The following is a 16,974-nucleotide window of genomic DNA, read 5'->3' as shown; positions in this document are numbered from 1 at the left end:
CATGTGCAGAAGCATCAAGACCCTCTACAACTTCGAGCCCCCCGCCACCGAGCAGGAGATCCGCGCCGCCGCGCTGCAGTTCGTGCGCAAGCTCAGCGGTTTCAGCGTGCCGTCGAAGGCCAACGAAGAGGCCTTCGAGCGCGCGGTCGACGAGGTGGCCGCGACCGCGGCGCGCCTGATCGACTCGCTCGTCACCACGGCCGAACCGAAGGACCGCGCGGTCGAGGCCGAGCGCGCCAAGGCCCGGTCGGCCGCCCGGTTCGGCACCGCGCCCGCCTGAAAAGCCCTGGCCGATGCCGGTTGGCACGGCCTTTGATATCGTGTTTGCCGGCTGCTCCCATCGATCCACGGAGCACCGAACAAGCACATGAAAAAGACCTACACCGGCGGCTGCCACTGCGGCGCCGTTCGATTCGAAGCCGACATCGACCTAAGCCTGGGCACCCTGCGGTGCAACTGCGCCATCTGCACCCAGACGCGCTTCTGGCCGGCCATCGTCGCACCCGATGCCTTCCGCCTGCTCGAAGGCGAATCCGAACTCAGCGACCAGATGCTGGACACCCGCAACAGCCACTACATCGTGTGCCGCCACTGCCGCGTGCGCTCCTTCGGCGTGGGCCATTCGCCCGAGACCGGCGCGAGCGCCTACGGCGTGAACGTGACCTGCCTGGACGACGTGGAGCTGGACGACCTGACCAGTTCGCCGATCAGCTACGTGGACGGGCACCGCGGCACCTGGCACGTCGCGCGCACGGCCATCGGCACCTGACGCAGACAATCGCTTTCCACCAACGCCAACACCACCAGGAGAAGACCTCATGCCCATCGAACTCTGGCTCGCCTTCGTCGCGGCCTCCGCCGTGCTGCTGATCATCCCGGGGCCGACCATCCTCACGGTGATCAGCTACTCGATGTCGCACGGCCGCCGCGCCAACGTGCCGCTCATCGCCGCGGTGGCGCTGGGCGATTCGACCGCGCTCGTGGTCTCGCTGCTGGGCCTGGGCGCGCTGCTGGCGACCTCGGCGTTCTGGTTCACGGTGGTGAAGTGGGTGGGCGGGCTGTACCTGCTGTACCTGGGCATCCGCCTGATGCGCGCGGGGATCAGGTCCACCGAGATGGCCGCGCCCGCGGCGCCGGCCTCGCGCTGGAAGCTGTTTGCCAACACCTACCTGGTGACGGCGCTGAACCCCAAGGGCATCGTGTTCTTCGTGGCCTTCCTGCCGCAGTTCATCAGCCCGGCCGCCGACGTGACGCGGCAGATGTGGGTGCTGGCCGTGACCTTCGTGGCGATGGCCGCGCTGAACGCCACGCTGTATGCGGTGTTCGCGGCCTCGGCGCGCAAGCTGCTCTCGTCGCCGCGCGCGCAGCGGCGCTTCAATCTCACGGGAGGTTCGCTGCTGAGCGCGGCGGGCATCTGGGCGCTGATGGCGCGCCGACCGGGATAAGACGCCCCGGCATCCCCATGAAAAAAGGCCGCGAAGCTCATGCTTCGCGGCCTTTTTTTACTGTCAGCGGTTCGGGTTGTTCGGAGCCCGGTCGTAGCGGTTGGGAATACCGTCGCCATCGCGGTCGCGGTCGGCGCGGTTCGGTATGCCGTCGCGATCGCGGTCGCGCTGGGCGCGCGGCGGCGGGTTGTTGTCGTACGGTGCGACCACGCAACCGGCCAGGGCGGCCGATGCGGCCAGCACGATCGTCAGTGTCTTCATCATCATGATGCGTTTCTCCTAGGAGTGGTTATGAAACCGGGCTCGCCTCCAGCGAGCCGGTAGGGCATTGAAGACCACGCCCGTACGCGTTGGGTTTCTCCATTGAAGCCTTCGCGTGAAGTTCGTTACCGGATGTGGAATCTGCTGTCACTCTGGGCCGAAGCGCCCGCACCGGCAAGGCGGCAACCCGCCCGTCCCCGAGTAGGCGAGGTTCCCGTGGTGCATCGCAGAGAATGCGAGGCAGATCGTCCTCAACCCCCTCGCCTTTCGATGCAGCTGCTTGCGCTTTTCACGCCCACCCGCCGGGCCCTTGCCGTGGTCCTGCTGGCCGCGGCCTGCGCGCACCCGGCCTGGGCGCTCGTCACCTTCGACGACGTGAAGCGCGACTTCCGCTCTTCCGACACCGCCGTGCTCGACCGCAACGGCGAGCTGCTGCAGCGCGTGCGCACCGATGCCACCGTGCGGCGCGGCCAGTGGATCGCGCTGGCCGACGTATCGCCGGCGCTGCGCACGGCCATGGTGCTGAGCGAGGACCGCCGCTTCTACGAGCACAGCGGCATCGACTGGCGCGCGGTGTCGTCCGCGGCCTGGGGCAATCTCTGGAACACCCGCACCCGCGGTGCATCGACCATCACGATGCAGCTGTCGGGCCTGCTCGACGAAGACCTGCGCCGCGCCTCCGGCGGGCGCAGCTTCACGCAGAAGATCGGCCAGACCGTGGCCGCCGCGCAGCTGGAGCGCAACTGGCGCAAGGACCAGATCCTCGAGGCCTACCTCAACACCGTGCCCTTCCGCGGCGAGATCGTGGGCATCGATGCGCTCTCGCGCACCTTGTTCAGCAAGGCGCCGAGCGGCCTCGATGCGCGCGAGGCCGCCGTCGCCTCGGCGCTGGTGCGCGCGCCCAATGCCAAGCCCGCGCTCGTCGCGCAGCGCGCCTGCGAGGTGCTGCGCGCGATGGAGCCCGGGCAGAAGGTCGATTGCGATGCGATCGACATGTTCACCAGCGCGGCAGTGCAGCGGCGCGCCTTCGATGCCAATCAAGGCATCGCGCCGCATGCCGCGCGGCGGGTGCTGCGCGAGATGCGGGATGCGGCAGCCGCCGACCCGGCTGCACCGCCGAAGGGCAAGGAAACCAGCGTCCGCACCACCTTGCGCGCGCCGCTGCAGCGCTTTGCGCTCGACTCCCTGCAACGCCACCTGCGCGAGCTGCGCGACCGGCATGTGGAAGACGGTGCGCTCGTGGTGCTCGACAACGCGAGCGGTGAAGTGCTCGCATGGGTCGGCTCCTCCGGCCCGCTGAGCCAGGCGGCCGAGGTCGACGGCGTGACCGCGCTGCGCCAGCCGGGCTCCACGCTCAAGCCGCTGCTCTACGGCCAGGCGATTGCCGAGAAGCGGATCACCGCGGCCTCGCTGATCGAGGACTCGTCGGCGCAGATCAGCACCGCGAGCGGCCTCTACATTCCGCAGAACTACGACCGGCAGTTCAAGGGCCCCGTCTCCGCACGCACCGCGCTGGCGGCGTCGCTCAACGTGCCGGCGGTGCGCACGCTGGTGATGGTGTCGCCCGAATCGTTCGCGCGCAGCCTGCGCGCGGCCGGCCTGCCGCTGCGCGAGAGCGGCGACTACTACGGCTACAGCCTCGCGCTCGGCAGCGCCGAGGTGTCGCTGCTGTCGCTCGCCAACGCCTACCGCATGCTGGCCAACAGCGGTCGCTACGGCACGACGACGATGACAGTGCGGCCACCGGCATCTCCCGCCGGCAAGGCGAAGGCCGCGGCCGTTGCGCCGCTGCTCGATCCGCGCGCCGCCTTCATCGTCGGCGACATCCTCTCCGACCCGAACGCGCGCACCCGCACCTTCGGCCTCGACAGCATCCTCTCCACCCGCTTCTGGACCGCGGTGAAGACCGGCACCAGCAAGGACATGCGCGACAACTGGGCCGTGGGCTGGTCGCAGCGCTACACGGTCGGCGTGTGGGTCGGCAACGCGAGCGGCGCCTCGATGTGGGACGTGAGCGGCACCAGCGGCGCGGCGCCCGTGTGGGCCGAGGTGATGCGCTTCCTGCACGCGCGCGAGCCCAGCCGCGCACCCACGCCGCCCGCCGGCCTCGTCGAGGCGCGCGTGGAGTTCGGCCCCGCGGCCGACGGCAACGCCATCGAGGCGGCGCGCAGCGAGTGGTTCCTGCAGGGCACCGAGCAACCTCTCTTCGCGCTCGACACCGGCATGGCGACCGACGGCGTCGCCGCGCGCATCACCGCGCCCTCGGACGGCACCATCATCGCGCTCGACCCCGACATTCCGCCGCTGCGCCAGCGCGTGCGCTTCGAGTCCGAAGGCCGCGGCGTGCAGTGGCGCATCGACGGCAAGCCCTTTGCGCGCGGCAACAGCGCGCAGTGGCTGCCTTGGCCCGGACGCCATGTGATCGAACTGGTCGATGCCTCCGGCAAGGTGGTCGACCAGCGCAAGCTCGAAGTGCGCGGCGCGGGCGTGGTGACGAAGAGCGCGCGCCGATGAGGACGCACGGCGCCACGACGACAACAACAACCATCGCAACTGGAGGACCGATTCCGATGCAGTGCCGCAAGGAGCCGAAGACAGCCTGGTCTTGGCTGCCGTGGATGGGACTTTTCTTGATCGCCCTGCTGGCCTGGCATGGCAGCGCACAGGCCAGGCCGGTCCCCGTGCCCGCGATGGACTCCCGCGTGGTCGATCTCACGAAGACGCTGGGCACGCGCGAGGCCGACGCGCTTCGCAGCGACATCCGCGCCCTCGAGCAGAACACGCAGGCCCAGCTGGCGGTGCTGATCGTGCCGACCACGGGCGAGGACTCCATCGAGCAGTACGCCACCCGCGTCTTTGCGGAGTGGCAGCTCGGCCGCGAGGACGAGGACGACGGCGTGCTGCTGCTGGTGGCGCTGAAAGACCGCAGGATGCGCATCGAAGTCGGCACGGGCCTGGAGGGCAGGATCACCGACATCCAGGCCGCCCGCATCATCGACCAGCAGATGAAGCCGCGCTTTCGCGAGAACGACTACGCCGGCGGCATTCAGGCGGCCGTGCAATCGCTGTCGCAGCTGATCGATCCGCCCGCGGCGATGCTGCCGATCGAATCCGAAGAGCCCGCGCCGGAGGAAAAGAAGCATCCGCTCGCGGCGTTCATGCAGCCGCTCGAAGACATGCAGATGAAATGGGCCGCGCTCGGCGTGATGCTCTGGACGCTCGCCATCGGCATCTGGTACGGGCGCACCGCGCCCGCCGCCGGGACCGGGCCGCGCGTGGTGGTGCGCGGCACGGGCAAGCGGGTGCGCAAGGCGCGCCGCGCCGCCGAGCGCGAAGCCGCGGTGGCGACGGCGCTGTGGGCCGACCTGCAGACGCAGGACGCGCCGCCCCGCAAGCGGCCGGGCCGGCTCACGGTGCTGGGGCTGGTCGTCGCCGGCCAGGCGGCCGCGTCGCTGGCGGTGATGAATCTCGCGCTGCCGCTCTTTCTCCTCACGCCCGCCAGCCTGGTGTACGGCGTCGGCTACCTGTCGGGCCGGTTCAAGGGCGCACGCCGGTTCTTCATCGGCCTCGCGGTGCTGATCGCGGGCCTTGTCGCCCTCGGCGTCTACCTCGGCTCAGACCGCTTCTTCTGGGGCCTGCTCTGGGTCATGTGCGGCGGCGTCGCGTTGCTGTTCGCGAGCCTCATCGGCATCGGCATCCTGAAGAGCTGGCGACGCAGCCAGCTCGGCTTCTTCATCCGATGGTTCATCGTGCTCGGCATCCTCAGCTTCATGCTGATGGAGACGAACCCGGGCCCGGTGCCCGACGAAAGCTGGATCCCCGCCGCGCTGGCAACCTTCCTTGCGCTGCTGTTCGCATTCCTACCGTTCGGGGGAGGCGGCGGCGGGGGTGGCGATGACAACGACAGCAGCGACAGCGGATGGAGCAGCAGCAGTTCTTCCAGCAGCAGCAGCTCGTCGGACAGCTCGTCGTCGTCTTCGTCCTCCGACAGTGGCGGGGGTGGGTCCAGCAGCGGTGGCGGGGCGTCGGGCAGCTGGTAGGTGCCCGGCAGCCTCAGGCACATGCCGGCGGCGTCGGTGCGACGCGCCGGATCACGACAGCCGGTGGCACCGGTGGCGCCGGTTGTTGCAACCTGGCCAGCTCATGCACGAGGTGCCAGAGCTGCATGCCGTTGGAGCCCTTGAGAAGCAGCAGATCGCCTTCCTCGATCGCATCGAACAGCACGCGCTGGAGATCGGCGAGGGTTTCGGGCGCATGCACGAGCGATGTCGCCGGCAAGGCAGCCGCGAGCCGGTCGCGCAGCCCACGCATGTGCGGTCCCCGCAGGAAAACCAGCGTAGGCTGGCACTGCACGATGTGCGCGACGAGCTCTGCGTGGTAGCGGGCCGCATCGCTGCCCAGCTCCAGCATGTCGCCGAGCACGAGCACCTTGCGGCCTTCGGCACTGGGCTCCGAAGCCATCATCGCCAAGGCCATCGTCATCGACAGCGGGTTCGCGTTGTAGGTCTCGTCGATGAGCCGGAAGCGCCGCCCCCCGAGCGAGAGTTCCAGGAGCTGGCCGCGCCCGGCCACCGCCGCGAACGATGCGAGCTGCGCCGGAACCTTCGCCTCGTCGAGCGTCAGGGCGCGAGCCACCGCAAAGCATGCAAGGCTGTTGACGGCCATGTGCCGTCCCTTCGCGCCCAGCACGTACGAGAAGGTCTGGCCTCGATGGCTGGCCGTGACCTTGCCGGACACCGGGTCGTGCGCTTCGAGGCGAATGTCCGCGGAAGCCGCCTCGCCATAAGTGAGCACCACGAGCCGCCGCGCCTGCGCGCGCCGGAGCAGGTAGTCGAAATGATCGGTGTCGGTGCACAGCAAGGCGATGCCGCCGGGCCGCATGCCCTCGAAGATGTTCGCCTTGCGCCGCGCGATGTCGAGCACCGTCTGGCCCTCGCCCAGGTGCGACGGCGCGATGTTGGTGACGATGGCCAGGTCGGGCTGCACCAGCTTGATGTTCTGGAAGTCCGGCGCGTTGATGCCGCTCACCGCGGTCTCCAGCACGACGAGGTCGGTGTCGGCCGAAACATTCGCCAGCATGGCGAGCATGCCCACGCGCGAGTTGTAGTTGTCCAGCGTCGAAAAGACGCGATGTGAAGCGGCGAACGCATGCGCCAGCATTCGGCACACGGAGGTCTTGCCAGCGCTGCCGGTGATCGCCACCACACGCCCCCGCAAGCGCTTCCGTGCCGTGGCGCCCAGTTCGATCAAGGCGTGAATCGAATCGTCGACCATCAGCACCGGGAAGTCCGGGGCCAGCCCTTCCACGGGCTTGCACAGAACCGCTCCAGCCAGGCGTCGCTGGATTTGCACGAGCCGCGCATCCACTTCCGCGTCGAGCCGGGTCGGCGCCGCCGCATAGCGCTCGTGCAGTGCGCGTATGGGTTGATCGGACACAACGAACAGTGCCGGTGCAGGCAACAAATCGAGGAAAGTTCGGCCACGCACCACCGAGCGCACGAACCATCCGGGCGGCGGCTCGACCAGCCAGGTTCCACCCGTCGCGGCGGCCACCTGCGCGGCGTTCCATGTCTGCCCAGGCACGTCGGGCAGATCGGGCGGCAGCTCGTGTGGCGGTGTGGCGCGGTACTGCGGCGGCGGTGGGTACGTTGCCACCGGCTGCTGCGTGGCCTTGCCTTTGCGCACGGCGAAAGGAATCGGTGCGGCCACCGCCACGCGCCTGGAGCGCCCCGCGGCGCCGACCAGGCCGACCACGAGCTGAAGCTGTGCGTCGTGCAGCGTCTTGCCCGCCGGCGGACGCAGGCCATAGCGATCGCGGTAGATCACGCCGGGCTGCCAGCGGCTGGTGGGCCACATCCAGTCGCAGGGGTCGTGGTCCATGGCAGCGCCCCACGACGGCATGGTGGCGGGTGCGACGGGCGCCGCGCGGATGTCCAGGCGCCAGTCGGCATCGACAGGCTCGTCGGCCTGCCAGAAGGTTTCGACGAACAGCAGTTGACGCCCTTCGACGGCCTTCGGCATGGCCTGCACGCCGAGCAGGCGAAGCGGCCCGAACGACAGGGGCGTGGCGAGCTTCGCTTCGGGCGGCACGGCGTCCACCCGCCATTCTTTGCGCGGCGCGAACACCGGCCGGATCGCCTCCGGTCGAATTGCCGTGGGCGGCAAGGCCGGCAGCGCCTGGCGCGCCCGCGGCGGCGGCTGAAGCTCGAGCACGCACTGGCCTGTCGGCGCCATCGTGAAGGTCGAGCCGAGGTCCGCGCATTTCTGCAGGAAGCGGCCCGTCGAGGCCGCAGCGCGTTCGCCTTCCAACTGCACCGTCTGGCCGAAGCCCGTGCCGATGGGCGTGAACATCACGCGCCGCACACCGTCTTCGGTAAGCTGCAGCGAGAACACGCCCCCTTCGTCGTCGTCACGCCGCACGGCGTCGAACAGGAAGTCGCCGGCATCGTGAACGATGGGCCGGCCCCTGTGGATCTCGACACCCTGCAGCATGTGGGCCGATGCTCCCAGCACCGCGTCGGCACCGGCTTCGATGATGGCGTGGCCTACGGCAATCTCTTCGCCACCGGGCGCGGGCTCCTGGTTCTTTCCCCAATGCACGGCCACCAACACCACGTGCGCCTTCGCGCGCACGGCGGTGATGCGGGGCGCAAGGCATTCGAGCCATGCGGACGGCGCGGACAACGGCAGGTACGCGCTGCCGCCGGTGGTCTCGCCAGCGGCAAAGCGAGGCTGGGTCGCGTCGATGGCGAAGAGCGCCACGTTGAGCGCACCCACGCGGCGCAGCACCGGCTTGAGCGCCGCTTCGAGCGTCGCGCCGGTGCCGGCGTGGCCGATGCCCGCGGCGTCGAGGAGGCTCGCCTGCTCCAGGAGCGCCTCGACGCCGTAGTCGCCGCTGTGGTTGTTGGCGGTAGCCACCACCTCGATGCGGGCTTCGGTGAGGACGCGCAGCATCTCGGGCCGCGCGCGGTAGTAGTAAGGCGTGGCCTCGTCTTTCTCCACGCCCTGCGCGCCGAGCGTGGAGACCACGCATTCGAGATTGACGATGCGCAGGTCCGCCTCGGCCAGCACGGGCACGCCGCCGAGCACCGAGGCCAGGCCCAGCTCCTCTGTACGGTAGTGCTGCCGGCGACCGAGGTTGACGTCGCCGCCCCAAGCCACCACGGGGCCATCGGCCGGCGGCAAAAGCGGGGCCGCGTCGCCCGCGCGCGAGACGGTGGCATCCCCTTGCAGCAGCTTCAGGTACGCCACATAACCCGAGAGGTAGTGCTCCACGTCGTCGATGCGCACCCGGAAGCTGTGGTGCTTGATGAAGAACGAGCCCGCCACGCGATCCGGGTTGCGGAAGAACATCGCCAGCTCGGGCCAGAAGTGGCCGTTGGCCAGGTAGCGCGCGCGGTGCTCCAGTGCACGGTCGAACTTCTCGCGATCGAAGCCATCGAGCAGCGGCCGCAGCGCCGGGTCGGCCTCGATGCGCAGCACCATCTCGCGCGCCGCCATCATCAGCTCCAGCAGCGTCGGGAAGGTGGTGATGCGCTCCAGCACGAAGTCCAGGTACCCGGCCACGTTCTGCAGGCCGAACTGGTAGTAGCGCGTCTCGGGCCGGTAGCGGGTGAGCTCGTTGACGCAGTAGCTCAGCCAGTGGTCGTGCGCCTGCCAGTGCTTGGCGGCGATGAAATGGTCGAAGGCTTTCTCCACCACCGCAAGCCAGCGCTCGTCACGCGTGAGCCCGTACAGGCGCATCAGGCCGAAGGCGGCCTCGCCGTCGTAGTAGATGACCCGGAATGCATCCTTGATGTCGAGCTTGGGGAAGTTGAGCACGTGCACGAAGCGCCCGCTCGCCGGGTCCTGCATGGCGCGGATGCCGAGGGCCAACTGTTCCATCAGCGTCAGGTACTGCCGGTCGCCGGTGAGCTCGGTGTACTTGACCAGCGCGAGCAGGCAGACCGCGTTGCCGCCGAGCTTGACCTCGTTGCCCACGTCCACCAGCAGCGCGGCTTGCGTGCCGTCGGGCAGTGGCACTTGCCGGATCAGCCGCTGCGTGAGGATGCCCAGCGAGCGGTCGATGGCGGCCTTCTGCGTGGCGCTGCGGGTGAGCTCCCAGGCTTCGAGCATCGCGTAGGTGGTGCTGGCGTGGCGCAGGGTGTTGTAGGTGGGAATGACGCGGTCGAAGCAGGGGAACCAGCCGTAGTGGAATTCGCCGGTGGGCTTGACCTGCTCGGCCAGGTAGTCGCTGGCCGAATCGATCAGGGCGCGCACCTGCCGCGCGTTCCAGTGGTCCAGCCGGCGAAAGCCCGCGGCCTGGCCTTCGGCGGTGAGGGGCCATGCGCCCTTCGCATCGACATACACCGCGCGGGTGGTGAAGCACCAGACGGGCGCGGCATCGTCGGAGGGAAAGTCGATCTCGGTGCCGAAGCGGCGCTTGGCGTACAGGCGCAGGTTGGCGAGGTTGGGCAGTGCGTGCTCGACCTCGCCGCTGTAGAGGACCGCCGCGCCCTGCATCTCCTGGGCGAGCAGCGCGTGCTTGAAGTGCGCGTCGAAGGCGATGCCCAGGTTGAAGTAGTTGCGCTTGGTTTGCGCCAGGCGTGCCTTGAGCGCGTCCCAGGTCAGCGGCTCCACCTTGTCGACGATCTCCACGCGCAGGCACTTCGGCGGCAGCGTCGCGCGCTCGACGCGTGCGCGGAGCGCAACGGCGCCTTCTTGCCATGCGATGTCGATGCTGCGGCCGCGCGCCGCGATCACCGTCGCGCGGCTCGCACCATCGCCGAGCGCGAAGAAGATGACGCTTCCTGCTTCGGGGGAGGCTTCCGCTTGCTGCGGCCCGTTGCCCGGCGGCTCGTTCAGCGCCTTCGACAAGGCGTTGCGGGCGCTCGCCAGGAGCGTGTCGATGTTCAAACCTGGGGGCATGGCATCCAATGCGGCAGCCGCACTTGCCACCGGCAACTGCATGCGGTCACTCGCGTTCCTTCTGAAAGATCCTCTCGCTGGCTCTGTGTCCAGCGAGCTCCAAAACCGACTGTTTTCCTCGGGCCGTCTCTGCGGCTGCGACGACTGGAATCGATTTTTTGCACACTGTCAACGGAAATCTCGGCGCAGCGATCTTGCGGCGCAACCGGCAATACGCTACCTATTCACCGCCTCGCGAGTGCCTTAGGATGGCGCCGCCTCCCACTCCCATGGCCTCCCTATGGATTCACTGACTGCGCTCTGGGGCGACTTCCTCGTCTTCGCGGGCGTCATCTTCGGCATCCTGCGGAAAGTGCCCGATGTCTTCTGGGCCGCCCTGATCGCGGCGGCGCTCGCCCTGTGGGGCGTGAAGGTGGCCAACCGCGACAACGCGCGGCACTTCATGCGCCAGCTGCGGCACGACAAGGACGAGAAGGCGGCCCAGCGGCTGGCGGACCTGCGCCGCGACGTGTACCTGCACGCGATCGACCAGTTCGTGCATGCCAGCTCCTACCTGAGCTCGCTGCCGATTGCGGACCTGAACAAGGCCGACGCAGCGCAGCCGCTGCAGGGCTTCTTCGCGGCGGCGGCCAAGCTGCAGATGGTGTCGGAAAGCAAGACCTCCGCGCTGGTGTCCGACCTCATCGGCACCTTCAGCGCGCTGCATTTCAAGCTGATCGGCGCGGCCCAGCCGATCCAGCAGGTGCTCAGCGAGATCGACTTCTACACAACCCTCTGCGAGGGCGCGCTGGCCGAGCAGAAGCGCGCGCTCTCGGCCATCGACCAGTTCGTGCCCTCCGGCAACGCCGAAAGCGACGAGGCGAAACGCAAGGCGCTCGACCTTGCGCTCGACACCCAGACCAAGTTCCTGCGCGACCACAGCGAGACGCGGCAGGCCCTGCACGTGGAGCGGCATGCGCTGCACGGCGAGTTCGTCAAAAGCCTGATGCTGGGGCTGCAGGCCATCAACACGAAGATGCAGCCGATCATGGTGGCGATCCGGCGCGAGCTGAACATCGACAGCCAGATCGATGTCTACGCGGACGCCGTGTCCGAGCAGCAGGACCGCGTGGCGGGCGCGGTCGCAGAGCTCATGGCGCAGCTGGACGACCCCCGGCAGGCGCCGCCGCGGACGAAGCCCGCCAGCCTCGAGAACCGCTGATCCGGGTTGCGGGGCCGGAGCTCGAAAGAGCCCATGAAGCCGACTGCGGCTTTTCGCGAGTGCCAGAATTCATCCAATGATTCAATGAATAGGCATTGCTGGACATGCTCGCCCAAGCCCCCCGAACCTCCCTGGCGGACACCGCCGCCGACAGCATCCGCAACGAAATCTCCGCGGGCCGCTGGGCCATCGGTGCGCGCATTCCCATCGAGCCGCAGCTCGCGCAACTGCTGGGCGTGAGCCGCGGCACGGTGCGCGAAGCGGTGAAAACGCTGGTCTCGCGCGGGCTGCTCGAAGTGCGGCAGGGTTCGGGCACCTATGTGCGCTCGGGCTACGACCCCTCGGCCAGCCTGCAGAAGATGCGCCTGGCGAGCCTGCGCGACCAGTTCGAGGTGCGCCGCGCGCTCGAGGTCGAGGCCGCCCGGCTCGCCGCGGTGCGCCACACCGCCCGCGACCTGCGCCGCCTGCACACCCTGCTCGACAAGCGCGGCGTGCCCGATGCGGACGACGACGGTGCGGGCTTCATCGAACGCGACCTGGCCTTCCACCTGGCCATCGTCGACATCTCTGGCAACCTCGCGCTGGCCGAGACCTGCCGCTTCATCACCGGCTACATCAAGGAAACGATCGCGAGCACCATGGGCACCAGCCTGCCCGAGCCCGACGAGGCCGCGCACCGCGCCATCGTCGAAGCCATCGCGAGCCGCGACCCCGAGCGCGCCGCCACCGCCGTGCGCGACTTCATGGCGCCGATGCTCGACATGCTGGCGCTGAGGACGGCATGAGCGCGATTCCTTTGCAAGCCGGCACCGTGCACCGCAACCAGCCCCCGCACACCAGCACCACCGAAGAGCTGCTGATCGACGCCGAGGTCGACAGCCAGCCTCCGCCGCGCCCCACGCCCACACCCAGCCTCGCCCGCCGCATCCTGCTGGGCGCGAGCGTGGTGCTGATCGCCTTCAACCTGCGGCCGGTGTTCGCGAGCCTCTCGGTCGTGCTGCCCGAGATCATTCAGGCCACCGGCCTCTCGGCCACGGCCGCGAGCCTGTTGACCACGCTGCCGATCCTGTGCCTGGGCGTCTTCGCGCCGCTCGCACCGTGGCTCGGCCGCCGCTTCGGCACCGAGCGCACGCTGCTGGGCTGCATGGTGCTGATCCTGATGGGCACGGTGCTGCGCGGCACGGGCAACATCCCGCTGCTGTTCGTGGCCTCGGCCATCGCGGGCAGCGGCATCGCGGTGTCGAACGTGCTGCTGTCGGGCCTGGTGAAGCGCGACTTCGCAAAGCAGGCGGCGCTGATGATGGGGCTCTACACGATGGCCGTGTGCGGCGGCGCAGCGAGCGCCGCGGGTCTCACCGTGCCGCTCGAACATGCGCTGGGCGGCGGCTGGACCTACGCGCTCGCCATGTGGGCCGTGCCGGCCTTGCTGGTCACGCTGATCTGGGCGCCGCAGGCGCTGCCGCTCAAGCCGGTGGCGAGCGAGTCGGGCTTCACCGTGCAGGGCCTCTGGCGCGACCGGCTCGCGTGGCAGGTCACGCTCTTCATGGGGCTGCAGTCCGCCCTCGCCTACATCGTGATGGGCTGGCTCGCGCCGATCCTGCGCGAACGCGGGCTCGGCGGCGAGACAGCCGGCTACGTGGTGTCGCTGTCGGTCATGACGCAGGTGGTGACCTGCCTCGTGGTGCCGGCGCTGGCGGTGAAGCTGCGCAACCAGCGCGGGCTGGGCGTGGTGCTGTCGCTGCTCACGGTGTGCGCGATGCTGGCGATGCTGTTCGCGCCGCTGGGTGGGGTGTGGCTCTGGGCCGTGATGCTGGGCATCGCGCAGGGCGGCACCTTTGCGCTCGCCCTCACGATGATCGTGCTGCGCTCGCGCGATTCGCACGTGGCCGCGCACCTCTCGGGCATGGCGCAGGGCGTGGGCTACATGGTGGCCGCCTGCGGGCCGCTGCTGGCGGGGTTGCTGCACGGGTGGACGGGCAGCTTCCGCGCCTCGGCATGGCTCTTCGTCGGGCTGGGCATTGCGCTGGTGATCGCCGGGCTGGGCGCGGGGCGCACGCTGTATGTGGGGGCGGTGACGGTGCCGAAGCACTGAGAAGGTGCCGACACCCGATGAGGTACAACCTCGCCTCGTGAACACCACCCCCTCGCACTCCCCCGTCCTCCGTCTTCAGGACATCGATTTCTCCTACCCCGACCAGCCGGCGATCGCCTCCGGCTGGAACGCCTCCATCGGCCCTGGCGTCACGCTGCTGTACGGCGACACCGGCGCCGGCAAGTCGGCGCTGCTCCAGGTGATCGCGGGCTTGCTGCCCGCGGCAAAGGGCCGGCTGACGGTCGCGGGCGCGAGCCTCGATGCCGCACCCGAGGCCTACCGCCGCAACGTGTTTTTCGTCGACCCGGCCACGGACCGCTTCGACCAGGTCACCGCGCGGGCCTGCACCGCCACGCTGCGCGAGGGCGATGCGCACTTCGACGAAGACCTCTGGCAGGCGCTGGTCGAGGGCTTTTCCCTGCCTCCGCACATCGACAAGCCGATGTACATGCTCTCCACGGGCTCCAGGCGCAAGGTCTGGCTGGCGGCCGCGCTCGCCTCGGGGCGCCCGCTGGTGCTGCTGGACGAGCCGACTGCGTCGCTGGACGCCGGCTCGATCCGCTGCCTCTGGGGCGCCCTTGCCGAACTGGCGGGGCAACCCGGGCGGGCCGTCATCGTCGCCAGCGCCGCGCGGATCGACGAAGTGCCGCTGGCCGCCACCATTGAACTCCCCCTGCATTGACAGAGCCTCGCGCGGGGGGATAACCCCAGCGGCTGTCCGGGCGGGTCGCCGCCCGGCGACAATCGCGGATTCCGGCGGCCCGATCCTGCCGGGAGTTCCAGCCACCCCGAACCTCAGCTTTACGGAAGCAAGCGCATGAGCACGAAGCAACCCACCATCGTCTACACCCTCACCGACGAGGCGCCCCTCCTGGCGACCTACGCGTTCCTGCCCATCGTGCGCGCCTTCACGGCCCCGGCCGGCATCGACGTCACCACGAGCGACATCTCGGTGGCCGCCCGCGTCCTGGGCGAATTCCCCGAATTCCTGAGCGACGCACAGAAGGTGCCCGACAACCTGGCCGAACTGGGCAAGCTCACGCTCAAGCCCGAAGCCAACATCATCAAGCTGCCCAACATCAGCGCCTCGGTGTCCCAGCTCAAGTCGGCCATCAAGGAACTGCAGGACAAGGGCTACAAGATCCCCGACTACCCCGAGAACCCGACCACCGACGAGGACAAGGACATCCGCGCGCGCTACAACAAGTGCACCGGCAGCGCGGTGAACCCGGTGCTGCGCGAGGGCAACTCGGACCGCCGTGCGCCCAAGGCGGTGAAGGAATACGCCCGCAAGAACCCGCACAGCATGGCCGACTGGAGCCAGGCCTCGCGCTCGCACGTCTCGCACATGCACGGCGGCGACTTCTATCACGGCGAAAAGTCCATGACGCTGGACCGCGCGCGCAACGTCAAGATGGAACTGATCACCAAGAGCGGCAAGACCGTCGTGCTCAAGCAGAAGGTGGCGCTGCTGGACCGCGAGGTCATCGACTCCATGTTCATGAGCAAGAAGGCGCTGCTGGCCTTCTATGAAAAGGAGATCGAGGACGCGCACAAGACCGGCGTGATGTTCTCGCTGCACGTCAAGGCCACGATGATGAAGGTCTCGCACCCCATCGTGTTCGGCCACTGCGTGAAGATCTTCTACAAGGAAGCCTTCGAGAAACACGGCAAGCTGTTCGACGAGCTGGGCATCAACGTCAACAACGGCATGGTCGATTTGTACAACAAGATCGCCACGCTGCCGCAAAGCACGCAGGACGAGATCAAGCGCGACCTGCACGCCTGCCACGAGCACCGCCCCGAACTGGCCATGGTCGACTCGGCCAAGGGCATCACCAATTTCCATTCGCCCAACGACGTGATCGTGGACGCCTCCATGCCCGCGATGATCCGCAACGGCGGCAAGATGTGGGGCGCCGACGGCCGCCTGAAGGACGTGAAGGCCGTGATGCCCGAATCGACCTTCGCCCGCATCTACCAGGAGATCATCAACTTCTGCAAGTGGCACGGCGCCTTCGACCCCAAGACCATGGGCACCGTGCCCAACGTCGGCCTCATGGCCCAGAAGGCCGAAGAGTACGGCTCGCACGACAAGACCTTCGAGATCCCCGAAGACGGCGTCGCCAACATCACCGACCTGGACACCGGCGAAGTGCTGATGAGCGAAGACGTGGAACAGGGCGACATCTGGCGCATGTGCCAGGTCAAGGACGCGGCGATCCGCGACTGGGTGAAGCTGGCCGTCACGCGTGCGCGCAACTCCGGCATGCCGGTGGTGTTCTGGCTCGACGCCTACCGCCCGCACGAGGCGCAGCTGATCACCAAGGTCAAGATGTACCTGCACGAGCACAACACCTCGGGCCTGGACATCCAGATCATGAGCCAGGTGCGCGCCATGCGCTACACGCTGGAACGCGTCGTGCGCGGCCTGGACACCATCAGCGCCACCGGCAACATCCTGCGCGACTACCTCACCGACCTGTTCCCCATCATGGAGCTGGGCACCTCTGCCAAGATGCTGTCGATCGTGCCGCTGATGGCCGGCGGCGGCCTGTACGAGACCGGCGCGGGCGGCTCAGCCCCCAAGCACGTGCAGCAACTGGTGGAAGAAAACCACCTGCGCTGGGATTCGCTCGGCGAATTCCTCGCGCTGGCCGTGAGCCTGGAAGACCTGGGCCTGAAGACCGGCAACGCGCAGGCCAAGATCCTGGCCAAGACGCTCGACGCCGCCACCGGCAAGCTGCTGGACAACAACAAGAACCCGTCGCCCAAGACCGGTCAGCTCGACAACCGCGGCAGCCAGTTCTACCTGGCCATGTACTGGGCGCAGGAACTGGCCGCGCAGACCGACGACACGGCGCTGCAATCCAAGTTCAAGAAGCTGGCCGAGACGCTGAGCACCAACGAGAAGAAGATCGTCGACGAACTCGCGGCCGTGCAGGGCAAGCCGGTGGACATCGGCGGCTACTACCTGGCCGACAAGGAAAAGTTCGAGACGGTGATGCGTCCGAGCGCAACGCTGAACTCGGTGCTGGCGGCGGCGCAAGCCTGATGGCGAGATAGAG

Annotated in this window: 12 protein-coding genes; 10 read left to right on the top strand and 2 right to left on the bottom strand. The window is 68.6% G+C overall.

The window, feature by feature from the left end; genetic code table 11:
• Nucleotide 1: 1 nt before the first annotated feature.
• The 3 genes from GNX71_RS07455 (at nucleotide 2) to GNX71_RS07445 (ending at nucleotide 1,445) form a co-directional block, all read left to right on the top strand.
• Nucleotides 2-280 carry a DUF2277 domain-containing protein gene (locus GNX71_RS07455; RefSeq protein ID WP_013539925.1) on the top strand — a complete coding sequence of 93 codons (279 nt, stop codon included), beginning with the start codon at nucleotides 2-4 and terminating at the stop codon, nucleotides 278-280.
• A gap of 87 nt (nucleotides 281-367) precedes the next feature.
• Nucleotides 368-769 carry a GFA family protein gene (locus GNX71_RS07450; protein WP_206177736.1) on the top strand — a complete coding sequence of 134 codons (402 nt, stop codon included), beginning with the start codon at nucleotides 368-370 and terminating at the stop codon, nucleotides 767-769.
• Between the two features lie 49 nt (nucleotides 770-818).
• A complete protein-coding gene (locus GNX71_RS07445) occupies nucleotides 819-1,445 on the top strand; it encodes a LysE family translocator (RefSeq protein WP_206177735.1) in 627 nt (208 codons plus the stop codon).
• Between the two features lie 63 nt (nucleotides 1,446-1,508).
• Here the strand turns inward: GNX71_RS07445 and GNX71_RS07440 are convergent, their stop codons facing one another.
• A complete protein-coding gene (locus GNX71_RS07440; RefSeq protein ID WP_206179371.1) occupies nucleotides 1,509-1,709 on the bottom strand; it encodes a thrombospondin type 3 repeat-containing protein in 201 nt (66 codons plus the stop codon).
• 267 nt (nucleotides 1,710-1,976) lie between these two features.
• Between GNX71_RS07440 and pbpC the strand changes: the two genes are divergently transcribed.
• Together pbpC and GNX71_RS07430 are read left to right on the top strand one after the other, a co-directional pair.
• The gene (pbpC, locus tag GNX71_RS07435) at nucleotides 1,977-4,220 is read left to right on the top strand and encodes a penicillin-binding protein 1C (RefSeq protein ID WP_206177734.1); all 2,244 of its coding nucleotides are present in this window, start codon (nucleotides 1,977-1,979) and stop codon (nucleotides 4,218-4,220) included.
• 104 nt (nucleotides 4,221-4,324) lie between these two features.
• Nucleotides 4,325-5,746: a TPM domain-containing protein gene (locus tag GNX71_RS07430; RefSeq protein ID WP_206177733.1), complete on the top strand. Its 1,422-nt coding sequence runs from the start codon at nucleotides 4,325-4,327 to the stop codon at nucleotides 5,744-5,746.
• 13 nt (nucleotides 5,747-5,759) lie between these two features.
• Here GNX71_RS07430 and GNX71_RS07425 read toward each other — a convergent pair whose 3' ends face one another.
• Entirely contained in the window at nucleotides 5,760-10,613 is a 4,854-nt protein-coding gene (locus GNX71_RS07425; RefSeq protein ID WP_206177732.1) for a CapA family protein, read from the bottom strand.
• Between the two features lie 280 nt (nucleotides 10,614-10,893).
• On the opposite strand from GNX71_RS07425, the gene GNX71_RS07420 reads away from it, so the two are divergent.
• From GNX71_RS07420 to GNX71_RS07400, 5 genes are all read left to right on the top strand, one after another.
• Complete coding sequence (locus GNX71_RS07420; RefSeq protein WP_206177731.1) at nucleotides 10,894-11,814, top strand: hypothetical protein; 921 nt, start codon at nucleotides 10,894-10,896, stop codon at nucleotides 11,812-11,814.
• A gap of 104 nt (nucleotides 11,815-11,918) precedes the next feature.
• Nucleotides 11,919-12,599 carry a FadR/GntR family transcriptional regulator gene (locus GNX71_RS07415; RefSeq protein WP_206177730.1) on the top strand — a complete coding sequence of 227 codons (681 nt, stop codon included), beginning with the start codon at nucleotides 11,919-11,921 and terminating at the stop codon, nucleotides 12,597-12,599.
• Nucleotides 12,596-13,906, top strand: coding sequence for an MFS transporter (locus GNX71_RS07410; protein WP_206177729.1), 1,311 nt, complete (start codon nucleotides 12,596-12,598; stop codon nucleotides 13,904-13,906). Before GNX71_RS07415 ends, GNX71_RS07410 begins: the two co-directional genes overlap by 4 nt.
• Before the next feature lie 37 nt (nucleotides 13,907-13,943).
• The gene (locus GNX71_RS07405; protein ID WP_206177728.1) at nucleotides 13,944-14,588 is read left to right on the top strand and encodes an ATP-binding cassette domain-containing protein; all 645 of its coding nucleotides are present in this window, start codon (nucleotides 13,944-13,946) and stop codon (nucleotides 14,586-14,588) included.
• A 135-nt stretch (nucleotides 14,589-14,723) separates the two neighbouring features.
• Entirely contained in the window at nucleotides 14,724-16,961 is a 2,238-nt protein-coding gene (locus GNX71_RS07400) for an NADP-dependent isocitrate dehydrogenase (RefSeq protein WP_206177727.1), read from the top strand.
• Nucleotides 16,962-16,974: the final 13 nt, after the last annotated feature.

The organism is Variovorax sp. RKNM96 (genome assembly GCF_017161115.1).
Taxonomy (GTDB): Bacteria; Pseudomonadota; Gammaproteobacteria; order Burkholderiales; family Burkholderiaceae_C; genus Variovorax.
This window is presented reverse-complemented; position numbering and strand designations above follow the sequence as displayed.

Bases quoted from the DNA above. Each gene is read 5' to 3' on its own strand.
- GNX71_RS07440 (WP_206179371.1), bottom strand. From the start codon at position 1,709: ATGATGAAGACACTGACGATCGTGCTGGCCGCATCGGCCGCCCTGGCC.
- GNX71_RS07410 (WP_206177729.1), top strand. From the start codon at position 12,596: ATGAGCGCGATTCCTTTGCAAGCCGGCACCGTGCACCGCAACCAGCCC.
- GNX71_RS07425 (WP_206177732.1), bottom strand. From the start codon at position 10,613: ATGCCCCCAGGTTTGAACATCGACACGCTCCTGGCGAGCGCCCGCAAC.
- GNX71_RS07415 (WP_206177730.1), top strand. From the start codon at position 11,919: ATGCTCGCCCAAGCCCCCCGAACCTCCCTGGCGGACACCGCCGCCGAC.
- GNX71_RS07430 (WP_206177733.1), top strand. From the start codon at position 4,325: ATGGGACTTTTCTTGATCGCCCTGCTGGCCTGGCATGGCAGCGCACAG.
- GNX71_RS07400 (WP_206177727.1), top strand. From the start codon at position 14,724: ATGAGCACGAAGCAACCCACCATCGTCTACACCCTCACCGACGAGGCG.
- GNX71_RS07450 (WP_206177736.1), top strand. From the start codon at position 368: ATGAAAAAGACCTACACCGGCGGCTGCCACTGCGGCGCCGTTCGATTC.
- GNX71_RS07420 (WP_206177731.1), top strand. From the start codon at position 10,894: ATGGATTCACTGACTGCGCTCTGGGGCGACTTCCTCGTCTTCGCGGGC.
- GNX71_RS07445 (WP_206177735.1), top strand. From the start codon at position 819: ATGCCCATCGAACTCTGGCTCGCCTTCGTCGCGGCCTCCGCCGTGCTG.
- GNX71_RS07455 (WP_013539925.1), top strand. From the start codon at position 2: ATGTGCAGAAGCATCAAGACCCTCTACAACTTCGAGCCCCCCGCCACC.
- pbpC (WP_206177734.1), top strand. From the start codon at position 1,977: ATGCAGCTGCTTGCGCTTTTCACGCCCACCCGCCGGGCCCTTGCCGTG.